Origin of the sequence: Pseudomonas sp. NFACC08-1, assembly GCF_900106735.1 — a bacterium.
In the GTDB taxonomy this organism is placed as follows: domain Bacteria; phylum Pseudomonadota; class Gammaproteobacteria; order Pseudomonadales; family Pseudomonadaceae; genus Aquipseudomonas; species Aquipseudomonas fluorescens_Q.
This window is the reverse complement of record NZ_FNNL01000010.1, coordinates 72,825-94,853: the sequence shown is the minus strand read 5'-3', so window position 1 is coordinate 94,853 and position 22,029 is coordinate 72,825. Positions and strand designations below refer to the sequence as shown.

At 58.3% G+C, this 22,029-nt stretch carries 19 protein-coding genes and 1 pseudogene; 10 read left to right on the top strand and 10 right to left on the bottom strand.

The genetic code is table 11. From position 1 onward, the window contains the following. Positions 1-137: 137 nt before the first annotated feature. Positions 138-1,316 (bottom strand): fumarylacetoacetate hydrolase family protein, encoded by a 1,179-nt coding sequence (locus tag BLU76_RS20525; RefSeq protein WP_092224108.1) that lies wholly within the window; start codon positions 1,314-1,316, stop codon positions 138-140. A gap of 120 nt (positions 1,317-1,436) precedes the next feature. On the opposite strand from BLU76_RS20525, the gene BLU76_RS20520 reads away from it, so the two are divergent. From BLU76_RS20520 to BLU76_RS20495, 6 genes are all read left to right on the top strand, one after another. After that, positions 1,437-2,423 carry a LysR family transcriptional regulator gene (locus BLU76_RS20520; protein ID WP_092224106.1) on the top strand — a complete coding sequence of 329 codons (987 nt, stop codon included), beginning with the start codon at positions 1,437-1,439 and terminating at the stop codon, positions 2,421-2,423. 123 nt (positions 2,424-2,546) lie between these two features. Then, on the top strand, positions 2,547-4,094 hold the full coding sequence (locus BLU76_RS20515) for a UxaA family hydrolase (protein WP_092224104.1): 1,548 nt from the start codon (positions 2,547-2,549) through the stop codon (positions 4,092-4,094). Positions 4,095-4,154: 60 nt separating this feature from the next. Beyond that, positions 4,155-5,735: an aldehyde dehydrogenase (NADP(+)) gene (locus tag BLU76_RS20510; RefSeq protein ID WP_092224102.1), complete on the top strand. Its 1,581-nt coding sequence runs from the start codon at positions 4,155-4,157 to the stop codon at positions 5,733-5,735. A gap of 202 nt (positions 5,736-5,937) precedes the next feature. Next, complete coding sequence (locus tag BLU76_RS20505; protein WP_092143004.1) at positions 5,938-7,380, top strand: MFS transporter; 1,443 nt, start codon at positions 5,938-5,940, stop codon at positions 7,378-7,380. Between the two features lie 147 nt (positions 7,381-7,527). Further along, positions 7,528-8,352, top strand: coding sequence for a shikimate dehydrogenase family protein (locus tag BLU76_RS20500; protein WP_092143001.1), 825 nt, complete (start codon positions 7,528-7,530; stop codon positions 8,350-8,352). A gap of 151 nt (positions 8,353-8,503) precedes the next feature. Then, positions 8,504-9,502 carry a Gfo/Idh/MocA family protein gene (locus tag BLU76_RS20495; protein ID WP_092142998.1) on the top strand — a complete coding sequence of 333 codons (999 nt, stop codon included), beginning with the start codon at positions 8,504-8,506 and terminating at the stop codon, positions 9,500-9,502. Between the two features lie 280 nt (positions 9,503-9,782). Here BLU76_RS20495 and BLU76_RS20490 read toward each other — a convergent pair whose 3' ends face one another. Continuing rightward, positions 9,783-10,700 carry a LysR substrate-binding domain-containing protein gene (locus tag BLU76_RS20490; protein ID WP_092142995.1) on the bottom strand — a complete coding sequence of 306 codons (918 nt, stop codon included), beginning with the start codon at positions 10,698-10,700 and terminating at the stop codon, positions 9,783-9,785. 190 nt (positions 10,701-10,890) lie between these two features. Here BLU76_RS20490 and BLU76_RS20485 point away from each other — a divergent pair, with 190 nt between their 5' ends. From BLU76_RS20485 to BLU76_RS20470, 4 genes are all read left to right on the top strand, one after another. Continuing rightward, complete coding sequence (locus BLU76_RS20485) at positions 10,891-11,640, top strand: SDR family NAD(P)-dependent oxidoreductase (protein ID WP_072346036.1); 750 nt, start codon at positions 10,891-10,893, stop codon at positions 11,638-11,640. 96 nt (positions 11,641-11,736) lie between these two features. Beyond that, a complete protein-coding gene (locus BLU76_RS20480; RefSeq protein ID WP_092142989.1) occupies positions 11,737-13,038 on the top strand; it encodes an MFS transporter in 1,302 nt (433 codons plus the stop codon). A 17-nt stretch (positions 13,039-13,055) separates the two neighbouring features. Continuing rightward, on the top strand, positions 13,056-13,904 hold the full coding sequence (locus BLU76_RS20475) for a transketolase (protein ID WP_092224100.1): 849 nt from the start codon (positions 13,056-13,058) through the stop codon (positions 13,902-13,904). Further along, positions 13,901-14,923 (top strand): transketolase family protein, encoded by a 1,023-nt coding sequence (locus BLU76_RS20470; protein ID WP_092224098.1) that lies wholly within the window; start codon positions 13,901-13,903, stop codon positions 14,921-14,923. Before BLU76_RS20475 ends, BLU76_RS20470 begins: the two co-directional genes overlap by 4 nt. A gap of 241 nt (positions 14,924-15,164) precedes the next feature. On the opposite strand, the gene BLU76_RS20465 is transcribed toward BLU76_RS20470, so the two are convergent. From BLU76_RS20465 to BLU76_RS20425, 8 genes and pseudogenes are all read right to left on the bottom strand, one after another. Continuing rightward, positions 15,165-16,451 carry a type II toxin-antitoxin system HipA family toxin gene (locus tag BLU76_RS20465; protein WP_092224096.1) on the bottom strand — a complete coding sequence of 429 codons (1,287 nt, stop codon included), beginning with the start codon at positions 16,449-16,451 and terminating at the stop codon, positions 15,165-15,167. After that, a complete protein-coding gene (locus tag BLU76_RS20460) occupies positions 16,444-16,761 on the bottom strand; it encodes a helix-turn-helix domain-containing protein (protein ID WP_072346046.1) in 318 nt (105 codons plus the stop codon). The genes BLU76_RS20465 and BLU76_RS20460 overlap by 8 nt, the downstream gene beginning before the upstream one ends. Positions 16,762-16,914: 153 nt before the next feature. Further along, a complete protein-coding gene (locus BLU76_RS20455) occupies positions 16,915-17,139 on the bottom strand; it encodes a hypothetical protein (RefSeq protein WP_092464366.1) in 225 nt (74 codons plus the stop codon). Between the two features lie 43 nt (positions 17,140-17,182). Further along, a complete protein-coding gene (locus BLU76_RS20450) occupies positions 17,183-17,875 on the bottom strand; it encodes a phosphoribosyltransferase (protein WP_092142974.1) in 693 nt (230 codons plus the stop codon). A gap of 237 nt (positions 17,876-18,112) precedes the next feature. After that, positions 18,113-18,835: a haloacid dehalogenase type II gene (locus BLU76_RS20445; RefSeq protein ID WP_092224094.1), complete on the bottom strand. Its 723-nt coding sequence runs from the start codon at positions 18,833-18,835 to the stop codon at positions 18,113-18,115. Positions 18,836-19,348: 513 nt separating this feature from the next. Further along, positions 19,349-20,335 (bottom strand): acrylyl-CoA reductase (NADPH), encoded by a 987-nt coding sequence (locus BLU76_RS20435; RefSeq protein WP_092224092.1) that lies wholly within the window; start codon positions 20,333-20,335, stop codon positions 19,349-19,351. An 84-nt stretch (positions 20,336-20,419) separates the two neighbouring features. Then, positions 20,420-20,980: pseudogene (locus BLU76_RS20430) on the bottom strand (SDR family NAD(P)-dependent oxidoreductase); the annotation flags it as partial. Between the two features lie 227 nt (positions 20,981-21,207). Then, positions 21,208-22,029 (bottom strand): calcium-binding protein (locus BLU76_RS20425; protein ID WP_371915042.1); only part of this gene is annotated, 822 nt, incomplete at its 5' end.

The following is a 22,029-nucleotide window of genomic DNA, read 5'->3' as shown; positions in this document are numbered from 1 at the left end:
GGGTTTCCGGGACGTGGGACGCTGGACTGAGATAAAAACCGAACCCTTCGGGTCCGGCTCCTTATCCATAGACAAGCGCCTGTGCATGTTCAATCTTTGCGGAAGAACGCCCAATGCCTCTCACCACCCTGCCTTACCTACAGCAATCCGCGGGCAGCAAGATTGTGCATCATGGCTCGCAAGCCGAAAGTCCAGGGCGCAGCTTCATGGCTGTAGGTGACGGTGTTGCGCAGTGTGCCCAGCAACGGACTGCCGATGCTGACCTCATCACCCTGCTTATGAGTGAAGCCGCTTCCTGGCTCCTCACGGTCCTGGGTAGGTGCAAACAATGTCCCGAGAAAAAGCATGAAGCCATCCGGGTACTGGTGATCACCGCCGACCGTCTGGGCCACGAGATCCAACGGGTCACGGCTGATCAGGGCCATGGAACTGCTGCCTTCAAGCGTAAAGCCGTCGTCGCCCTGGACGTGCAAATCCACGACGCAATTGCGCACGTCATCGAGCGTAAACGCTTCATCGAACAGACGAATAAACGGGCCGATCGCACAGGACGCATTGTTGTCCTTGGCCTTGCTCAACAGCAGTGCGCTGCGGCCTTCGAAATCACGCAAATTGACGTCGTTGCCCAGGGTAACGCCATGCACTTGGCCTCGACTGTTCACCGCCAGCACGATTTCCGGTTCCGGGTTGTTCCATTCAGACTTGCGATGAATGCCGATTTCGCTGCCGCTGCCCACTGCGGCCAGAACCGGTGCCTTTGTGAAAATTTCCGCATCCGGGCCGATACCGACTTCCAGGTATTGCGACCACATGCCTTGCTTGATCAGCACAGTTTTAAGGCGCATCGCTTCTGGCGAGCCCGGTTTGATTGCCCGCAAGTTGTCGCCTATTGCTTCGTGCACCAAGCGGCGAACACTTTCAGCTTTGGCTGCATCGCCTCGGGCCTGCTCCTCGATGACCCGCTCAATCATGCTGGACGCGAACGTCACCCCGGCCGCCTTGATGACTTGCAGATCTGCTGGAGGCAGCAGCGATGCCTTGCCGGGATCGGCATGGCTGCCGGTGTTCCCAAGCAACGCCTCGACAGTCCCGATGTACCTGCCTGGCGCCTGACGAACCGCCAACAACGGCGAGGTGTGTTCCAGCAGTTCGCTGATTGTCGAAAAGGTTTCAGAAAGATCAAACACACCTTCATCGCGCAGCACCACCGGCGAGGGGCCGGCAATCGCACCCGGGATCCAGGCACGGCCAATCAGCGTTCCGGCCAGGCCATCCACTGGCAGGGTGTTTTCGCGCGTCAGTTTCAAATTCGCCATGGAGCTTCCAGATCAGTTGGCCATCAGAGCCGTAAAACTAATGGACCTCCCCCGTAAATCCCAATGAAAGAAACTCACCCATCAATGCTGTTTCGTTATCGACAGACAAGGCCTTATCCGATGGAAAATGATCAAATTACTTTTGCCAGTGTCTCCCGATGGCTGAAGATCAAACATTTGGTACTGGTCAATAGCTTGGCCAAGACCCGCAACATGCACACAACCGCCGAGCATATGAATGTCACGCAACCGGCCATCAGTAAATTGCTGCGCGATCTGGAAGTTCTCCTCGGTTTTCCGCTGTTTGAGCGTCAAACGCGTAGTCTGGTTCTTACCGAACTAGGGGAGTTCGTAGCCCGCTATGCGCGTATTACCTTGGAGGACACAGAGTCGTTCGTCGACCAAGTCAACAAACTGCGTAAAGGCGGGCATGGTCATTTAAAAGTCGGCACCATTTTCGCCGCCACATCCGTGGTGCTGCCTGAAGCCATTGCCAGCATAAAACGGGAGCGCCCCCTCCTTTCTATCGAGGTGATCGAACAAACCAGTAACCATCTGCTGGAGATGCTCGAACAAAAGAAACTCGATTTGATCATCGCGCGCTTCACGGATGAGGATTGTCAGCCGTTCGAATTTACGTCGCTGGGACCCGAACCCTTTTGCCTTGTCGTGAACAGCACACACCCTCTGTGCGGGCTTGAGGAGGTCCCCACTGAAGCAATCAGTGAATGGCCATGGGTCATGTATCCCTTCAATACGCCGATCCGACAACGCATGGAGCGCGCGTTCAGGACGTTCAAGATCGCCCCGCCGACCAACACGGTGGAAACCATTTCGATGCAGACCTTCCTGCAGTTGCTTCAGTCCGGGCCAATGCTCGCCATGCTCCCCGAGTCCATGGTCCAGTCACAGCTACAAAACGGGCAGCTTCAAATCCTCAACACGCCCTTCAAAGTTGAATCCCAGGATTACGGAGTTATCACTCGCAAGGATGAGCCCCTGTCAGAGCCGACACGGACGTTTATTGCGACCTTGCTGGCGTTCGCCAAACAGCGGCAAACGGCTACAGAGAAGAGAGACCGCAGCCATTTCAAAAAAAGTCGATGAGGCAAAGTTATCGAGCAATCGAAAGCTCTCATTAGGCAGCCATTTCCATGAATCCTATAGTGCCGACACAAAAGTGCGGCGCTATTAGCGACCGCCCACCACCCAGCAGCCCGTGAGGATGCGATGGAACTGATCACGAAAACCGGCGCAGCAGCTGTGCTGCGCTTGAACCCGCTGGACGATGTGCTGATTGCACGCCGACCGCTACTCGCTGGCGAAGTCCTCGATCAAGAAGGCGTGACTGTCCGGCAAGCGATTGTCTCAGGCCATAAAGTTGCCTCCCGCCGTATCGAAGCCGGTCAACCGGTGAGGCGCTATGGGCAAATCATTGGTTTTGCTGTTGTCGACATAGAAGCAGGCGAGCATATCCATGTGCACAACCTGGCGATGGGGGAATTCACTCGAGATTATGCTTTCAGCGTCGATGCGAAGCCCAACGTCAAGCCGAGTGAAGCCCCGTCGTTCATGGGTATCGTACGCCCGGATGGACGCGTCGCGACACGCAACTACATCGGCATTCTTACATCAGTGAATTGCTCTGCCACAGTCGCCCGGGCCATCGCCGACCATTTTCGTCGGGACATCAATCCCGCCGCACTGCAAGCGTTTCCAAACGTCGACGGTGTTGTCGCTCTCACGCATTCCGCCGGCTGCGCCGTTGATCCCGCAGGCGACGGCTTGAGCATGTTGCGCCGGACATTGGCCGGCTATGCGACCCACGCCAACTTTGCGGCCGTGCTGGTGATCGGGTTGGGCTGCGAGACGAACCAAATCGACTCATTACTCACAACGCAAGGACTCACCCGTAGCAATACCCTACGCACGTTCAACATCCAGGACAGTGGCGGTACATCCAAGGCTATCGCCAGTGGCATTGACCACGTGAAGCAATTGCTTGGCGAGGCCAATCAAATTCAGCGTGAACCGGTCAGCGCTCGCCATTTGACCGTCGGGCTTCAGTGCGGCGGCTCGGATGGCTACTCCGGCATTACTGCCAACCCAGCGCTGGGCAACGCGGTGGATCGCCTGGTCGCCTGCGGCGGTACCGCGATTCTCTCCGAAACCCCGGAAATTTACGGTGCCGAACATTTGCTGACACGACGGGCTGTGAGCCGTGAAGTCGGCGAAAAACTTATCGCTCGCATTCATTGGTGGGAACAGTACTGCGAGCGTATGGGAGCCGAACTGAACAATAACCCCTCTGCCGGCAACAAGGCAGGTGGCTTGACCACCATCCTGGAAAAATCACTGGGCGCGGTGGCAAAGGCGGGTTCGAGCAACCTGATGGATGTTTACGAATACGCCCAGGCCGTTACGGCCAACGGGCTGGTTTTCATGGACACCCCTGGCTATGACCCGGTCTCGGCAACCGGTCAGGTCGCCGGTGGTGCGAACCTGATTGCGTTTACCACCGGTCGTGGATCGGCCTATGGCTGTGCTCCTGCCCCATCAATCAAGCTGGCGACCAATAGCGCCTTATGGACACGTCAGCGAGAAGACATGGACATCAACTGCGGCGAAATAGCCGAAGACACTTTGACCATCGAGGCATGCGGTGCAGCGATCTTTGAAACCATGCTGCGCATTGCCTCGGGCGAACGCAGCATGAGCGAACAACACGGATACGGACAAAACGAGTTCGTGCCTTGGCAGATCGGCGCCGTCACCTGATTTTCAGTCCTGGGGACGCCTTGCCCTTCTATCACATGCACATTCAACCTGGAGACAACCATGTCCCTCATCACCGGCCAGAACTTTATCGGCGGTCAGCGTAGCGCCGCCGGCACCATCATCGTCAAGAGCGTGGATGCCAGCACAGGGGAAACCTTACCCTATGCGTTCCACCAGGCGACTGCGCAAGAAGTCGAGAACGCGGCTCATGCAGCCCACCATGCTTTTTCCAGCTACCGCACCCTGAGCGCGAGCAAACGGGCTGAATTTCTCGATGCCATTGCGCAAGAGCTAGAGGCTTTGGACGATGAGTTCATTGCGTTGGTTTGCCGTGAAACAGCACTGCCTGTCGCCCGCATCCAGGGCGAACGCGCACGTACCAGCGGTCAAATGCGCTTGTTTGCAAACGTGTTGCGGCGTGGTGACTTCTATGGGGCCCGCATCGACCAGGCACTACCCCTTCGCAAGCCGTTGCCACGTCCTGACCTTCGCCAGTACCGCACCGCAATCGGTCCGGTCGCTGTGTTTGGGGCAAGTAATTTCCCGTTGGCTTTCTCCACAGCCGGCGGCGATACCGCCTCCGCGCTCGCGGCGGGTTGTCCGGTGGTATTCAAAGCCCACAGCGGCCATATGGCCACTGCAGAACAAGTCGCCAACGCGATCATCCGCGCGGCCGAACGCAGCGGCATGCCCGCCGGTGTCTTCAACATGATTTATGGCAGTGGCGTAGGCGAAGCCCTGGTAAAACACCCGCTCATCAAGGGCGTTGGCTTTACCGGCTCGCTCAAGGGTGGTCGAGCGTTGTGCGATATGGCCGCCGCTCGCCCCGAGCCCATTCCAGTCTTCGCTGAGATGTCGAGCATCAACCCGGTCGTGATCCTGCCTCAAGCGCTCGCGCTTCGAGGCGACAGTATCGCTCACGATCTTGTCGCCTCGGTGGTTCAAGGTTGTGGGCAGTTTTGCACCAATCCCGGACTGGTGGTGGGTATTCGCTCGGATGCTTTCACTGCTTTTCAGGACCGAGTGGCAGCGTTGATCAACGACCAACCGCCACAGACAATGCTCAATGCGGGCACCCTGCGCAGCTACGCGGCTGGCTTGCAGAACCTGCACGCGCACCCCGGCATCGCGCACCTGGCTGGCAGCAACCAGCAGGGTCACCAGGCCCAACCACAGCTGTTCAAGGCTGACGTTGCGTTGCTGCTTAACGGCGATAAGGTTCTTCAAGAAGAAATCTTCGGCCCCACGTCCATCTTCATCGAGGTCGCTGACCAGGTCCAACTCAACTCGGCAATCAATGCCCTTCACGGACAATTGACTGCAACCTTGATCGGCGAGCCAGAAGACCTTGCGCAGTTCATGGAGTTGACGGCTTTGCTGGAGATGAAGGTTGGCCGCATCCTCATCAATGGCTACCCAACAGGTGTCGAGGTCTGCGATTCAATGGTGCACGGTGGCCCTTATCCTGCCACTTCCGATAGCCGCGGCACCTCGGTCGGCACCTTGGCCATCGACCGCTTCCTGAGGCCCGTCTGCTTCCAGAACTACCCCGACGCGTTGCTTCCCGATGCGCTCAAGAACGCGAATCCGTTGAACATTTCGAGGCTCGTCGACGGCTGTCTTTCAAGAGATCGCTTGTAGTTTACCCTCCTAGCAACCATTCGTTCTATTGCATGGGCGGGCTCCAGCGTGCCCGCTCGGCGTGGCGACGCACCCCCGCAGATAACCAGCGCCATGCCTTGATCGACCAAAGGAACTCCCTTGACAAGGCGGCGATTCTGGTAACAGAATTACTGATGGAACGACGTTACAATAACAACAATCGAGAATCTGGAGACATGTCATGAGCCAAAGCATTCAAGGCGATCCACACTCCAAGCGTCAGTCTAAAAAGGCCGCAGCGAGCGGCTGGATAGGCTCAGCGCTGGAGTACTACGACTTTTTTATCTATGCCACTGCGGCAGCGCTACTTTTCCCACAGCTGTTCTTCCCGTCAGACAACCCGACGGTTGGGATCATCATTTCGCTGGCCAGCTTCGGCGTTGGTTATATCGCCCGGCCACTAGGCGCTGTAGTCCTGGGGCACATGGGCGACCGCCATGGACGCAAGACGGTGCTCGTCTACTGCATGTTCCTGATGGGCGCGTCGACGATGTGCATCGGTCTGCTTCCTACCTATGCACAGATTGGTATCTGGGCACCTGCCCTATTGATACTGTTGCGCCTGATTCAAGGTTTTGCGGTCGCGGGTGAAATGTCTTGCGCCAGTTCCATGATCCTGGAACATGCGCCTGATGGGCGTCGAGGTTACTTCGCAAGTTTTACCCTTCAAGGCGTCCAAGCCGGGCAACTGCTAGCCGCTGCGGTTTTCCTGCCTCTTGCCCAGTTCATGCCAGCCGATCAGTTTGCTTCTTGGGGCTGGCGGATTCCATTCCTGCTCAGCGCAGGGGTGCTCGTCATGGGGTGGATCATCCGGCGTCAGGTTCATGAGGCTCCGATCTTCACTGAGGCGCAGACACAGACCAAACCCCGCAAGCTACCTGTGATCGAAGTGCTCACGCAGAGTTGGGGCGATCTGCTACGTGTCATCTGCATGGCGCTCTCTGCGGTACTTGCAATCGTCGCCTCTGTATTCGGTGCGACCTATGCCGTGCAACCCGCCTATGGCATTGGATTTCCTTCCGGCTTATTCATGTGGATACCGGTGCTAGGCAATATATGCGCAGTTATCCTTATCCCCTTCGTCGGTAAGCTCTCCGATAGAATTGGCCGCAAGCCTCCGGTGATCGTTGGCGTTCTGTGCGGCGGTATATTGTCATTTGGCTACCTCTATGCGATCAGCATTCACAATATGTGGCTTTCGCTGGTTCTATCGCTGCTCATGTGGGGTGTGGCTTACCAAGGCTTTAATGGTGTGTTCCCAAGTTTGTTCCCGGAACTGTTCCGTACACGGGTACGAGTTACCGGCATGGCCATTGGACAGAACATAGGCGTGGCATGCACAGCGTTTCTGCCGGCCCTTTTTGTATCCGTAGCGCCTCCCGGTAGCGACAATATCCCTCTGAAAATTGGGGCACTGACTTTTGGTATCTGTGTAATCTCCGCTATCGCCGCTATTACTACCCGGGAAACCTTCCGGATTCGTCTGAAAGACCTCGGTGACCCCAATGCTGTCCCGATGTCAAAGGAGGAATACGAAGAGGTGCGGGAAAAATCCAATACCAAGTTGAACGCCAAAGCCTCCGATCAAGCGTTCAAAAAAGCAGAGCCAGTGATGCGCTCCTGACGGCCGCCCTTTCACCACCGCCATGCTGCTCAGTTTTTTGCACAGGATTTCGAGCAGCACGGCAGTGATACGCACGCCCGTCAGGGGTGGATTCCGATATCTACATACCGGCAACTGGCGTGCAATAGCCAATACAAGTAGGTTGTCATGCATCCACGCATCACAGGCACCACGCGAATATATGGATTGATAGGCGATCCACTCAAGAGCGCCAGGTCTCCAATGCTGTTGAATAAGCTGTTTGCCGAAGCACAGGCTGACGCCGTCTGCATTCCTTTGGAAATCGGTGCGGGGGGTCTGGCTGAGTTTGTCAAAGGCGTGCGAGCCGTGCGCAACCTCGCTGGACTTCTGGTCACCATGCCGCACAAGCAGAGCATGCTGGACATCGTGGATGAGCTCCACCCTACTGCGCGCCAGATCGGCGCAATCAACGTCGTTCGTTGTGACAATGACGGGCGCTGGGTGGGCGCTGTGTTCGACGGACTTGGCTGCGTAGCTGGCATGCAGCGCCACGGAGTTTCCCTGGAGGGAAAATCTGTTCTGCTTATAGGCGCTGGCGGCTCGGGACGGGCAATCGCGTTTGCCGTTGCCGCTGCTGGCGCACGATCACTGGTCATTGCAGACCTGGATCCGCACCGCGCCTCGGACCTTGCGCACCGCGTTGCCAAAGAGGGTCCGTGTGCTGTGTATGCAGGCCCGGCAGCCCCCGCAGGTCACGACATCGTTATCAATGCTACCCCGCTCGGCATGAACCCTGATGATCCAATGCCTATAGACGCAACGCGACTGGACCCAGCGACGGTGGTGGTCGATATCATCACCAGGTCAGAGCCGACTGCCTTGCTGCTCGAGGCGCAATCGCGCGGCTGTCAAACCCTCAATGGCGAGCCTATGCACGTAGGTCAAGCCCTGCTGGCATTGAGTTTTCTAGGTTTCGAAGATATCGAGCGTCGCTACTCGACCGGATTATAAGAGGTCCCGTACAACCTGCCCCGGCTCCCCTCTTCATAACCCGAACCGAAACGCTTAACAGCGTGGCTCGCGCGCTGTTATGTTCGGGCTTGATCGCACCCGAGGGCACCGGCAAGTTCGTCAAACATACTTATTTATAAGGAATGAGTGCTTGAAAGTCGTTCTTCTTGAAGTAAGCCACTGGCACACTCCGCTCTACCTTGATGCCCTTGAGCGCCTGCCTGATGTGAGCGTCACGGCGGTATCCGACGCCACCGGGTCCCGTGGTCCCGCCCTCGCCCAGCGCTTCGGAGCGCGACGCTACGATCACTGGAAAACCCTGCTCGATAACGAAGAGGCTGATTTCGCCTTCGCCTTTGGCCCGCACGACGAGTTGTATGCCATGGGCAAGGCACTGGTCGATCGCAACATTCCGTTCGCGATGGAGAAGCCCTGCGGACTTACCCAGCATGAAGTACTGGACCTGCACCAACGCGCCGAAGCTGCCGGCGTGTTCGCGGCGGTGCCGTTGGTTTGGAGGCACAGTGAATTACTGAACCGCGTCAAGCATGCGGCGTTGCAGCGTGGTGCCAGATGGAGAACCCTGTCGTTTCGATTCAACGCCGGCCCGCCCGGACGCTACTTGACGAACAGTTGCTCCTGGATGCTTGACCCGAAACGCTCGGGTGGTGGATGCACGATCAACCTTGCCCCTCATTTCGTCGATCTGGCGCAGCAAATGTCCGGAGAGCGCATATGCAGCGTGTCCGCCGTCATGCATCGCGACCCGCAGCTGACCGCCGTAGAGATCGCCTCAATGATGACCCTGGTGACCGAGAGCGGCTGCATCTGCACCATCGAAACTGGCTACAATTACCCGGCTAACACACCCGAGCAACGGGAGTACTCGTTTTCATTGTCAACCGATCAGTTCTACGTGCGCTCGACCCCGGATGGCTTGCGGCTGATCGACACGGTTGGAGAGGCAAGTGACCTGACCATGAGCCTGAACTCTGACGTGTATTACGATAACTTCGTAACCGATGTCCTCCCCCCCGACCGTGACACAGCCTATACCGGTGCCGGACTTGCAACCATGCACCACGTCATGCGCATCATCGAGGCGGCCTATGAGTCAGACCGCCTCGGCGGCACTCCCATCACCCTCTAGCCCCCCTGACACGACGTTGGATGGCCATTGCTGGGCCCGGTGGCCACCCTGAGCGTCGCCGGTCCCATCGCGACGCGATGAGTAATCCGATCCTATCGACTATGTAGAAGAGTTCCTCATCATTCTCCTCTGATTGATCTGGAACTCCCTCTGGATATTTCTTTCACGACCTTGGTTCTATTTGCTACGTCAGAGGCGATTCCAATGATCAGGCCCGGGGCGGACATGATCTCTACCTCCTATCTGATTCGATCAGTAATGGTGCCCGCGGGGGGCTGCGCTAGAACACAAAGCTATGCCCTAACTCCACTTCCATCCAACCCAAGAACCGCCTGACCCTGGGGAAACTGGAGTGAGCCTTGGGGAACACCAAATGGTGGGCGGCGACCGCAGAGCTCAAGGCTTCGGGGGCGACTTCAACCAGCGAACCGTTGGCGAGGTATTTTTGCGCCAGCAGCGTGCTTTCAAGGGCGAAGCCCAAGCCGTGGCTAGCGGCTTCCAGGCTCATGTAGGACCGGTCAAAACTCAAGGCGTAGGGCTTTTCGGGGCGCGCCAGACCATGCTGGGCGAACCACTCAGGCCACTTGAGCAAGGTTGCTTCGGAAAGGATCAGCTCTTGCGCCAGAAGATCTGCTGCGTTTTTTACCGCGCAGCGCGCGATCAGCTTGGGCGAGGCCAGCACAGCGAAACTTTCGTTACGCACGGTGCGCACTTCATAGCTGGGCCAATTAGGCCGGCCGTGACGAATATCGACATCGATCTTGTCCTGACTGAAGTGCAGCGATTCATAAGAACAGGACAAATTGATCTGGATGTCCGGATTGCTCAAGCGAAACGACTCCAACCGCGGCATCAACCAGAGTAAGCCAAAGCTGGGGGAGGAATGCAGCCGCAGGCAATCCATGCTGACGTCACTCGCTGCCCGCTCGGTGGCGACCTCAAGGCTCTGCAACAGACCGGAAATGTCCTTCAAGTACTGCTCACCCACTGGCGTCAGGGTCACCCCACGCGCTGCCCGCACAAACAACTGTCGACCAATCATCACCTCTAGCTTGGCCAATTGGTGGCTGATCGCTGACGGCGTGAGGTCGAGCACTTCGGCGGCTCTTGCCAGGTTGCCAAAACGGGCAGTCTGCTCGAAGGCTTGAATGGCTCTCAGCGGTGGCAGATGGGATGAAGGGAGATCGTCCTGGCGCATCGGTATTCAGCCTATTGTTTTTGGGTCGCGAGCGGATCGTGCCATTCAAGCATTTGCGGTCCGCATTGACGAGTGCTGAATTTTATTCATGTAGCAGTGACGTTTGCGTTATTGCTCGGCCTGTCGACGGGGACCACTCTGAGCCATCGATCGTTGAATCGAACCATAAAAACAATCAGAGGTATCCCTCATGCTTCTTCAAGGCAAAGTCGCGATTATTACTGGCGCCGCATCCGCACGCGGCATCGGCCGCGCAACCGCGCTCACCTTCGCCCAACACGGCGCCCGCGTTGTAATCCTGGATCTCGACGAATCCGCCGCCCGTGACGCCGCAGCCACCCTCGGCGAAGGCCACCTGGGCCTGGCTGCCAACGTCGCCGATGAGACACAAGTCCAGGCTGCGGTCGCCAAGGTGGTGGAGCACTACGGCCGTATCGACATACTCGTCAACAATGCCGGCATCACCCAGCCCATCAAGACCCTGGATATTCGCCCGAGCGATTACGACAAGGTCCTGGATGTCAGCCTGCGCGGCACGCTGTTGATGTCCCAGGCAGTGATTCCGGTGATGCGCGCTCAGGCTTCGGGCAGCATCGTCTGTATGTCATCCGTATCGGCCCAGCGCGGCGGTGGTATTTTCGGCGGCCCGCACTACAGCGCCGCCAAGGCCGGCGTGCTCGGACTGGGCAAGGCCATGGCACGCGAATTTGGCGCGGACAACATTCGCGTCAACTCCATTACGCCAGGCCTGATCCATACCGACATCACCGGAGGCCTGATGCAGGATGAACGCCGCCACGCAATCATCGAAAGCATCCCGCTGGGTCGGCTTGGCGCAGCGCAGGATGTTGCCAATGCGGCACTGTTTCTCGCCAGCGACTTGTCCTCTTACCTCACCGGCATCACGTTGGATGTAAACGGCGGCATGTTGATCCACTGACCACAGGTGTCAGCCCCCGCAGTTCATTAAGTTCAGGATCGAGGATACGCCGGGCTTCAAGCGCGGCGTTCTATAAAAACAAGAGATCAGACCCTCATGATGACCACCATGACGCTCGACACTGTATCCACAGTGCGCGCAAGCGCGTATCACAAAACTGCCTGGCGACTGATGCCTTTCCTGATGTTGTGCTACCTGTGCGCCTATCTGGACCGGGTAAATGTCGGGTTTGCAAAGCTGCAGATGATGAACGACCTGTCCCTGAGCGAAACCGTCTACGGGCTCGGCGCGGGCGTGTTCTTTCTTGGCTATTTCCTCTGCGAAGTGCCGAGCAACCTCATTCTCCACAAGGTCGGTGCCCGTCGCTGGATCGCGCGCATCATGATTTCGTGGGGCATTATCTCCGCCCTCTTCGCCTTCGTGGAAACGGCTTGGCAGTTCTATGCGCTGCGCTTCCTGCTCGGCATCGCCGAAGCCGGTCTCGCACCGGGCCTGCTGCTCTACCTCACCTACTGGTTCCCCTCCTACCGCCGCGCCAAAATGACCGTGCTGTGGTTCATCGCCATCCCGCTCTCCGGCATGATCGGCGGGCCGCTCTCAGGCTATATCATGACCCAGTTCGCCGGCGTGCATGGCTGGGCGGGCTGGCAGTGGATGTTCGTGATCGAAGCCATTCCGACCGTCATCGTTGGCCTGATGGTGCTGGCCTACCTCAAGGACGGCGTGCACCAGGCGACCTGGCTCACCGATGAAGAAAAAGCGCTGGTCAGCAAAGAACTGGCCGAGGACAACAGCCGCAAAGTCACCCATGCATCGGTCGGCGCATTCCTGCGCGACCGCCGCCTGTGGATTCTCGCCTGCATCTACTTTTGCGTGGTCATGGGCCAATACGCGATCACCTTCTGGCTGCCGACACTTATCCGTAATGCCGGTGTTGCCGATCCGATGCTCATCGGCTTGCTCACCAGCCTCCCCTACCTGTGCGCCATCGTCGCGATGGTGCTGATGGGGCGCAGCGGCGACAAGCACCAGGAGCGCCGCTGGCATCTGGTGGCGCCGATGATTGCCGGTGCGCTGGGCCTCACGTTGGCGGCGGTGTTCGGAGCCAACCTGACGTTGTCGGTGTTGTGCCTCTGCCTTGCAGCAGCAGGGGTGCTGTCGGCGTCGTCACTGTTCTGGATGCTGCCGACCACCTTGCTCGGTGGCGTCTCCGCCGCTGCCGGGATCGCTGGAATCAACAGCTTTGCCAATCTGGCGGGTTTCTGCTCGCCCTACCTGATTGGTTGGATCACTACCACGACCGGTTCGAGCGCCATCGGCATGTACCTGATTACCGGTGTGCTGTGCATCGGTGCCTGTTTGGTGCTGCGTATTCCTGCCGCTTCGGTCAATCGTTGAGTTAACGGAGAATTTCCATGACTGCCACCTTATCGCGCGTGTCCTCCATCACACTGGTGCAGCGCGCCCATAACATTCGCCGCCATGCCTTGCGCATGGGCCAAGTCCAGGGTCAGGGCTATGTGGGCCAGGCGCTGGGCGCGGCAGACTTGCTGGCCGTGTCGTACTTCCACGCCTTGAACTACAAGCCCGAAGACCCTGAGTGGGAACAGCGTGATCGCTTCTACCTCTCCATCGGTCACTACGCGATTGCGCTGTATGCCGCGCTGATCGAGGCGCAAATCATTCCACTGGATGAGCTTGAAACCTACGGTTCGGATGACAGCCGCCTGCCCATGTCCGGCATGGCCGCCTATACCCCCGGCATGGAGATCACCGGCGGTTCGCTAGGCCAGGGACTGGGTATCGCAGTGGGTGCCTGCCTGGGTTTGAAGCGCAAACAGTCCACCTCATTCGTCTACAACCTGCTGTCGGACGGCGAGCTGAATGAGGGATCCACCTGGGAAGCGGTCATGTCCGCTTCGCACTGGAAACTCGACAACCTGATCGCCATCGTCGACGTGAATAACCAGCAAGCCGACGGACATTCCAGTGAAGTGCTGGCATTTGAACCCATCGTTGACCGATGGCAAGCCTTCGGCTGGTTCACCCAGCGGGTAGACGGCAATGACCTGGACGCCTTGGTCAAGGCGTTCGACGCTGCCCGCAGCCATCCTGGCGCACAACCGCGCGTCATCATCTGCGATACCAGGATGGGCAAAGGCGTGCCGTTCCTGGAAAACCGCGAAAAGACTCACTTCATCCGCGTCGACGAGCATGAATGGGATGTGGCCCTGAACAACCTGGAAGAAGGCAAAACAGTATGAGCAACGCAACCAACATGACGGCTCAGGCGCCTGTAGCGCCGAAGAAAAAGCTGACCACCTCGGCGATGATTGCCTCGATTGCCGCTGAAGGCCAGGCCACAAAACCAGCGCCATTCGGTCACGCACTGGCCGCACTCGCGGACCAGCGCCAGGACATCGTGGGTTTATCGGCTGACTTGTCCAAATACACCGACCTGCACATTTTTGCGAAGGCGCACCCAGAGCGCTTCTACCAGATGGGCATGGCTGAGCAGCTGTTGATGAGCGCAGCAGCCGGTATGGCTCGGGAGGGGTTCGTGCCCTTCGCCACCACTTACGCGGTGTTTGCGTCGCGCCGGGCCTATGACTTCATCTGCATGGCGATTGCCGAGGAAAACCTCAACGTTAAAATCGTCTGCGGTCTGCCGGGCCTGACCACCGGATACGGCCCCAGCCACCAGGCAACGGATGATCTGGCGATCTTCCGCGCCATGCCCAACCTGATGATCGTCGACCCTTGCGATGCCCTGGAAATCGAACAAGTCGTGCCCGCCATAGCCGCGCACCAAGGGCCAGTCTACATGCGGTTACTGCGCGGCAACGTACCGCTGGTGCTCGACGAATATGGCTATGAATTCGAGATCGGCAAAGCCAAGACCCTGCGCACGGGCAATGAGGTTTTAATCATTTCCACCGGTTTGATGACCATGCGCGCCCTGGAAGCCGCCAAGGAACTTCAGGTTGACGGCGTGGATGTCGCGGTGCTTCACGTTCCCACCATCAAACCTTTGGATGAGCAGACTATTCTGACGGAAGCCAGAAAGCCGGGACGACTGGTAGTGACTGCCGAGAATCACTCCATCATCGGCGGATTGGGCGAAGCGGTGGCAACCGTGCTGTTGCGCAATGGCGTTACGCCGACGTTCCGGCAAATAGCGTTGCCGGACGCGTTTCTCGATGCTGGTGCGCTTCCGACGTTGCACGATCGCTATGGTATTTCCACCCAGGCTGTGTGCGCACAGATCAAGGGTTGGTTATAGGGTTTAAACCTGCAAGGGACTGAGTGAGTCCCTTGGTAGGAGGGCCTCCTCCGTTCACTGAAAATATTCCCTGAGAGTCTCTAAGCGTCTTCTGGCAGGCTGTTCATCTGATCATCCTGCCTTTCCTTAGCCCATATTGATGTGATAGCTCCGACCGGACTCTCTGCGAGTCGCTAGACAGATATGAGACTTTCAGCGCAACGGTGAACATGCAGCCGATGAGCGTCTGCTCCTCCGATCTTCAACGGCAACCGCCGACCGCATGACCACGGTGTAACCGAGCTACGTTCTGATCGATGCGGTCTTGGATCGTGCGCAAGGTGTCTCGAGTAATAACCTGTGGGTATAGATTCTCGGCAATGCTTGCAAACTGGCTCGCCACATCACAAATGCCGTCAATCATTCTGCCTGCGACGTCCGGGGGCACCTCGGCTTCCTCGGCAAGCCGAAGCATTTGCGTGCGGGAAATCGACAGGGCTTCCCCCATCACATCCATCTGGTGATATCCACTTGGCCCCTCGCAGAAGGTCACGTCGTAAGCCGGCGACAGTCTCCACTGACCGTCTTGCAACATGATGTAGGCAAAGTTCTTGGGATGATCGTCTCTGTTGTTGAACGCAACATTGAAGACTGCACGTTCGAAGGCCACCGCCATCTCTCGCACGTCGTTGGTACACATCTGCGTTGCCCGCAAAAAATTGACGTAGTCCAACACCCCCGGAGATTGGTAATTTTCCCCCGTAAAGGCCGCGAGGCTTTGCATGGGTACGCGCAGACCATCCCGGCGGTCAAATCGCTTACTGGCAAACGCTGCCAACCCGTCAGGCAGACTGAAATACTGCGTGTCAGGGGTTTCGATACCGCACATGCGCAGGCACTCGGCGTAGACCATTTCGATTGCGCAAACCTCGGCCTGTTCTCCTTTGGCCGGGAACTTGATCAACCAGGCTTCAAAACCCGGCGTGACGGCAGTGGTAAACCGGCCAGTTTCGGGATCGCGATAGACGAGGGCCTTAGGCCTTGCACCTTGAGGCGAGCCGCCCACCAACAGCAACGTCTGCAGGAACTCGCCACCGTCTCCATGGAGCACTTCCCGCACTTCGGCGGCAAGCTGCTCCAGCGGGATGTGGACATCAGATTCCTGCCCTTCGGGTGCCACGGGCTCAAACGTCATGGCCCCCATTGCATTGCTACCGATGTAGGCCAGCCGTTCCAGTGAGCCGATGCGCGCCGTGGTGAGCCCGCGGTGCCTGAACATACGGTCCATCAGCAACATGCCCCACCCATCCGGCAAGGAGTCGTAAACAGGCCCTGGCAGGTACAGTTGGTGGTCCGGAAAATCTCGGCGCAAGTGAGCCCCCTCCAACGGCAGCGTGTAGGAGGACAGTTCCAAGCCCCTTTGCCTGGCTTCATTGCTGTACTCGAACACGATCAGCGGGCGACCGGTCAGGGCAGTCGTGGAGACCAGCGTGCCCCATTGCCATCGCTCACCCCATCCCTCGTAGAAGACGTTGACCTGCTCAAGCATTGCCGGACTTCCTCTTTGTACGCAGACGATTGGCGCTGTTTTCGTAGCGCCGAATATCCTCGATGCTGTCCAGCTTTGGCAGGAACAGGCCTTCCAGTTCCTTGGTTCGGCCAAGAGCCATCGCCACCCGAACGACGTTCTCGAATCCGACATTGCGCCCGGCTTCAAGGTTGGACACTGTATTTGTGCCGATGCCGGCACGCCCGGCCAAGTCGGCTTGTGTCATATCCCGCGCCAAGCGCTCTGTGCGCAAGCGATCGCAGAGGCGCTTGACGACCTCGCTCGGCTTGCTGAAGCTTAAATCCAACATAACGTGTACCAAGCCCATTCTGTGCCAGTTAGTGCACAAAATTATAGAATTAACGCTCAGCCCCATCAAGCGACTTAATTCCCTAAAACTGTGTCTTATTGCTTAATTTCTGGTCTTAGGCACAATTTAATGGATTTATCTCATTGAAAGGTGTCAGTTACCCGGATCGTTATTCTTCTTGGGCCCCATCTTCTCCGTCAGCTTCTCGATCAGGTAGGCGTTGACTTTATCCTTGCTCTCAGCTGCTGCCTCAAGAGCTTTGGCGGTTGGCATCTTGTCAGGGCCCTCCGTGACCGTGAGTACAACGTCCTGAAATCGCTTAGTCTTCTCATCCTCGAACTGGGCGTAATTCCTGGAAAGCTGGAGAGCGCCGTACACCGCGCCACTCTTCAAGTGGTCCAATGTAATCGCAGGTTCGTGTTCACTCCTTCCTGCCACCACTCAAAGCTTCCCGCTGCCAGGCCTGGCGCATGAGCTCAATGACTTCTGCGTCCGACGTCTGGGCAAAATCCAAATACCAATAACCGATCGACATCATCCACTCGGGAATGAGTGGGCAAATCACTTCATTCACTTCGCTGCGCAAAGCCTCGACCGTTTCCAGCGGACCAACCGGCACCGCGACAACAATGCGCGCCGGGGACTGCACGCGCACCGCATGGACCGCGGCCATCATGGAGGAACCGGTTGCCAAGCCGTCGTCGACCAGGATCACGATCTGGTCCTTGAGCTGCAATGGCGGACGGTTTCCCCGATACACCTGTTCGCGCCGCGACAACTCCTGCGTTTCCCGCGCGACTACGGCCTCGAAACTGGCACGGTCGATCGGGTGTACCCGCAGTGCGTCGTCATTGAGGATTTGTATGCCGCCGCTGGCAATAGCGCCCATGGCAAACTCCGGATGCGAAGGGACGCCAAGCTTGCGCACCAGCATCAGGTCCAGGCGAACGTCCAGGGCCGTAGCGACTTCGTAAGCCACCGGGACACCACCACGAGGCAAGGCAAGGATGATGACGTCAGCTCTGTTGGTGTATTTGAGCAAGGGCTCGACCAATCGCCGACCGGCCTCGGTGCGGTTCGGCAACGTGGTTTGCAATGAGGGGCTCTGAATCATGGGGAACCTCCTGAGGCATTGATGTGATGGACGATCCTGGTCGCGCCAGATGGCTAGTACGCTGCGGCGGGTCGCCGTCGTTGCGTTACAACGGGCACCTCCGTTGCAGATTCACCATCCTCTGTCAGAGCAACCTTGGCGTTGATATATATCAAGTCCCTTCGTCAGCCAGACATCCGGCAACTCATGCACGCTGGAAAGGGCGGGTGGTGCACCATGGCGTCGCCCGGCGTTTGATCAGGTAGACATCGCCTGAAGCTTGCGATCCAGGTCAATGAAACCATCGGCATGCCAATCCCAATCCTGGGCTTGGGCTGCATCGGGGGCGGGCGCTCCGCCATACTCCATGGGCCGGTCGATATAGGCCGTCATCAGGCCGCAATCCCTGGCTGCCGCAAGATCGCTGTGGTGGCAGGCCACCAGGCAGAGTTCAGCGGGTTTGATGGCCAATGCCCTGGCCGTGGACAGGTACGCCGCAGGATCCGGTTTGTAGGTTTGCGCGAACTCCGCTCCCAGTAGCGCGTCCCATTGCAAACCGTTGTAGCGGTTCATAGCGATCATCAAAGCCACATTGGCATTGGACAAAGTCACCACCGTAAAGCGCCGACGCAGCAGGGCCAGGCCCTCGGCTACGTCAGGCCAAGGGTCCAGGCGACGCCAGGCATGGGCAAGCGTGTGCAATACCCCGGGGTCAACCTGGTCGACTTCCAGGCCGTAAGCCGTCAACAATTGGACCAGCGTCTCGTAGTGCAATGTGTCCAGGACAACAAAGCCTCCATGCCCCTTGATGCACTCGCGCAACGCTGGCGCATACAACCGGCGCCATTGCATGGCAAATTCCGCGGGGCTGACAGCGGGCAGGTAGGTCGACACGAATGGACTCGCCTCACGTGCGATGCCTGAATGCCAGTCAACCACCGTACCGAACACATCGAATGCCAACGCTCGTGCAAGTGCCATCGCAAGACTCCTCTGCTATTTAGGTCCAGCCTGGCACACCGGCCGCCGAGGCTCTGGAACGCGGGGATCCAATGAGCTTAGCCTTATCCTTTTCATGCGTCATCGATACTGCGCCGCTCCTATAGCTTGTGACTACCCGCCTTGCGCAGTCGCGCCGCGAGGAACACGCCAACCAGCAGCGCTGCGGGGATGAGACCTGAGTCAGGTGCGAGCCGACAACGTGTCGGACAGGCCCTAGATAAACGTCGTGGGATCCTGCTGGGCCTGGAACGTGGAGACGATCTGGTCAGCCACGACACCGATCACCATCGACCAGACCGATAACGCATAGAAACCCGGACCTACGCGTGCTGTCGCAGGCCAATGAGTTCATCTAGCTGTGCGGCGAATTCGGCGCCTTTGTCGACGGCTGGTTCGTCCAACAGGACATCGACTGGAGCGACGCCGACCGCACTGTGCTGACCCGATACCTGCGCGAGCGTGACATCCACGTGGTGGTCCACAAGTGGTTGCTCATGCATTCACGTCCACGACAGTGCGCCCGCGCACCTTGCCTTCCAGTACCCGAGCGGCAACGGCCGGCACCTCTGCCAAGCCAACCATCTGGGTGGTGCGGGTCAGCTTGCTCAAATCAAGGTCCTGGGCGAGTCGCGACCATGCCTGCAGGCGCACCGCTTGCGGAGCGTTGACCGAATCGATACCGGCCAGGGTCACGTTGCGCAGGATGAAGGGCAGCACCGAGCCAGGCAGATCCGCGCCCTGAGCCAGGCCGAAGGCAGCGACAACACCGCGATATTGGGTCTGTGCCAAAGCATTGGCCAGGGTGTGACTGCCCACCGAATCAATGACGCCAGCCCAGCGTTCCTTGGCGATCGGTGCGCCCGGCTGCGACAAGGTGTTGCGGTCGATAACCTGCGTCGCACCAAGGTCGCGCAGGTAGTCACCCTCCTCTAGTCGTCCGGTCGAGGCGATCACTCGATAACCCAGGCCCGACAGCAGTGCGATAGCCACCGAGCCGGCGCCACCGCTGGCGCCGGTGACCAGGATATCGCCTCGATCAGGGGTCAGCCCGCCATGCTCCAATGCCAGGACGCTGAGCATCGCCGTATAGCCCGCGGTGCCGATGGCCATGGCCGCCTGGGTCGAGAATACTTCCGGGATCTTTACCAGCCAGTCACCGCTCACCCGCGTCTTCTGCGCAAAGCCCCCGTGGTGGGTCTGGCTCAGCCCCCAGCCGTTGACCAGCACACGGTCGCCGGCCTCGAACCCCGGGTGGCTGGACGTCTCGACGATGCCGGCGAAGTCGATGCCCGGAATCAGCGGAAACTGGCGAATGACGGGGGAGCGTCCGCTGAGGGCCATGGCGTCCTTGTAGTTCACGGTCGAGAACTCGATCGCGACAGTGACGTCACCGGGCATCAGGTCCTCGTCCTTGAAGTCAACCAGCTGGGTCGAGATCGCTTCGCCGGTTTTGGTCGTGAGCAGCGCTTTGAATGTCATGGTTTTTGTCCTGTTCGTTCAAACGGATCGTCATCGCTGCCCTGCAGATGCAACAGACACGGCAACGGGTATGGCCAGGCCGAGTCAGTGTGCCTGAGAAGGCCACTTGGTTTCGAGCGGCAGCGCCCTGCGGATGCCCATGTCCAGCAAGCGCGCCGGAGCAAAGCTGCGCATGAACTGCAACTGGCCGGCCGCTTTGCCAGCGGTATAGCGCAACTTCGGATGCTCGGCACGCGCGACCTGGAGTACCACTTCAGCCACCACGTCGGGGCCGTCGGCGGTCGCCATGGCCTGGTTCACCACTTTCGTCACTTTTATCCGAATGTCTTCGTACACGTCGAGCTTGGCATCGGGTTGGAGGTTGTTGCTCTCGAATTGAGTCTTGGTATAGCCGGGCTCGACGACGGTGACCCTGATGCCGTGGGTACGCAATTCGTGATCCAGCGCTTGCGAATAACCTTCCACCGCATGCTTGCTGGCTGAATAGAGGGCCGCGTAAGGAACAGGCACGACGCCGAGGATTGAGCCGATGTTGATGATGCGGCCAGCACCCTGGCGGCGCATGTGCGGCACCACCGCGCGCGTCGTGCGTACGATGCCGAGGAAGTTGGTATCGAAAAGAGTCTTGGCCTGCTCGACGGAACTCTCCTGCGCTGCTGCGTGATCATAACGTAACGATCAATGTTTTTGATGCTGATCAACATCAATAATACCGACGGCAGCGCCGCTCCAGCACTTGAATGAGTCAGTGCGCATGAAATCAAGGAATTAATAAGGCCGTCGACGAACTCGTGGCGAGGACACTTGTTCGCACTTGAACGGAAACGGTTCCGGGCCCTGAATTCTTTCCCTCAGGGCCCGAAACCGTTATATCAAGCGATCAGGTCATTAGCAGCGAGGGTATTGACACCCACCAGCTGGATTTCAAAATCCGCGCCCAGGTCGCCGTTGACGTTGCCGTACAGCACCTGATCGACGAAGCGCAGTTGTCCTGCAGCCGTGAAGTCATTCGAATCGATGAAGCTGAACGAGTCGGCAAACGCAGTCAGGAGATTTGCGTCCAGCTTCGACAGGTCCAACTTGTCGCCCTGCAGGCTGCTGAAGTCGGAAATGGAGTCACGGTTAAAACCTGTGCCCAGCTCACCCAGCGTATTGAAAACAAAACGGTCGCTTCCGGTTCCGCCGGTGAGGTTGTCACTGCCCAGGCCGCCGATCAGTGTGTCATTGCCTGCCCCGCCATCCAACACGTTACGCCCGGCGTTGCCGATCAGCACGTTGCCCAGGTCGTTACCGATCCCCATGAAGGCAGTGCCCGTCAGCGTGAGATTCTCCAGATTGGCCCCCAGGATCCAGCCAACCGAGGAACGCACGGTATCGATTTCACTGCCCAGGACGGTGGCTTCGCTGATGACATCACTGAGGTTGTCGACCACGTAGGTGTCGTTGCCGGTACCGCCAATGAGGGTATCGATACCGCTACTGCCGTCCAGTGTGTCGTTGCCTGCCCCACCACTCAATACGTTGTTGCCGGTGTTGCCGATCAGTACGTTGTTCAGGGCGTTGCCGTTGCCATTGAGGTTGGCGCTGCCGGTCAGCGTAAGGTTCTCCAGATTGGCTCCCAGGGTCCAATTCAGGGACGAGCGCACGGTATCGATTTCGCCAGCCAGGGTACTGGTTTCGCTGACGATATCCTT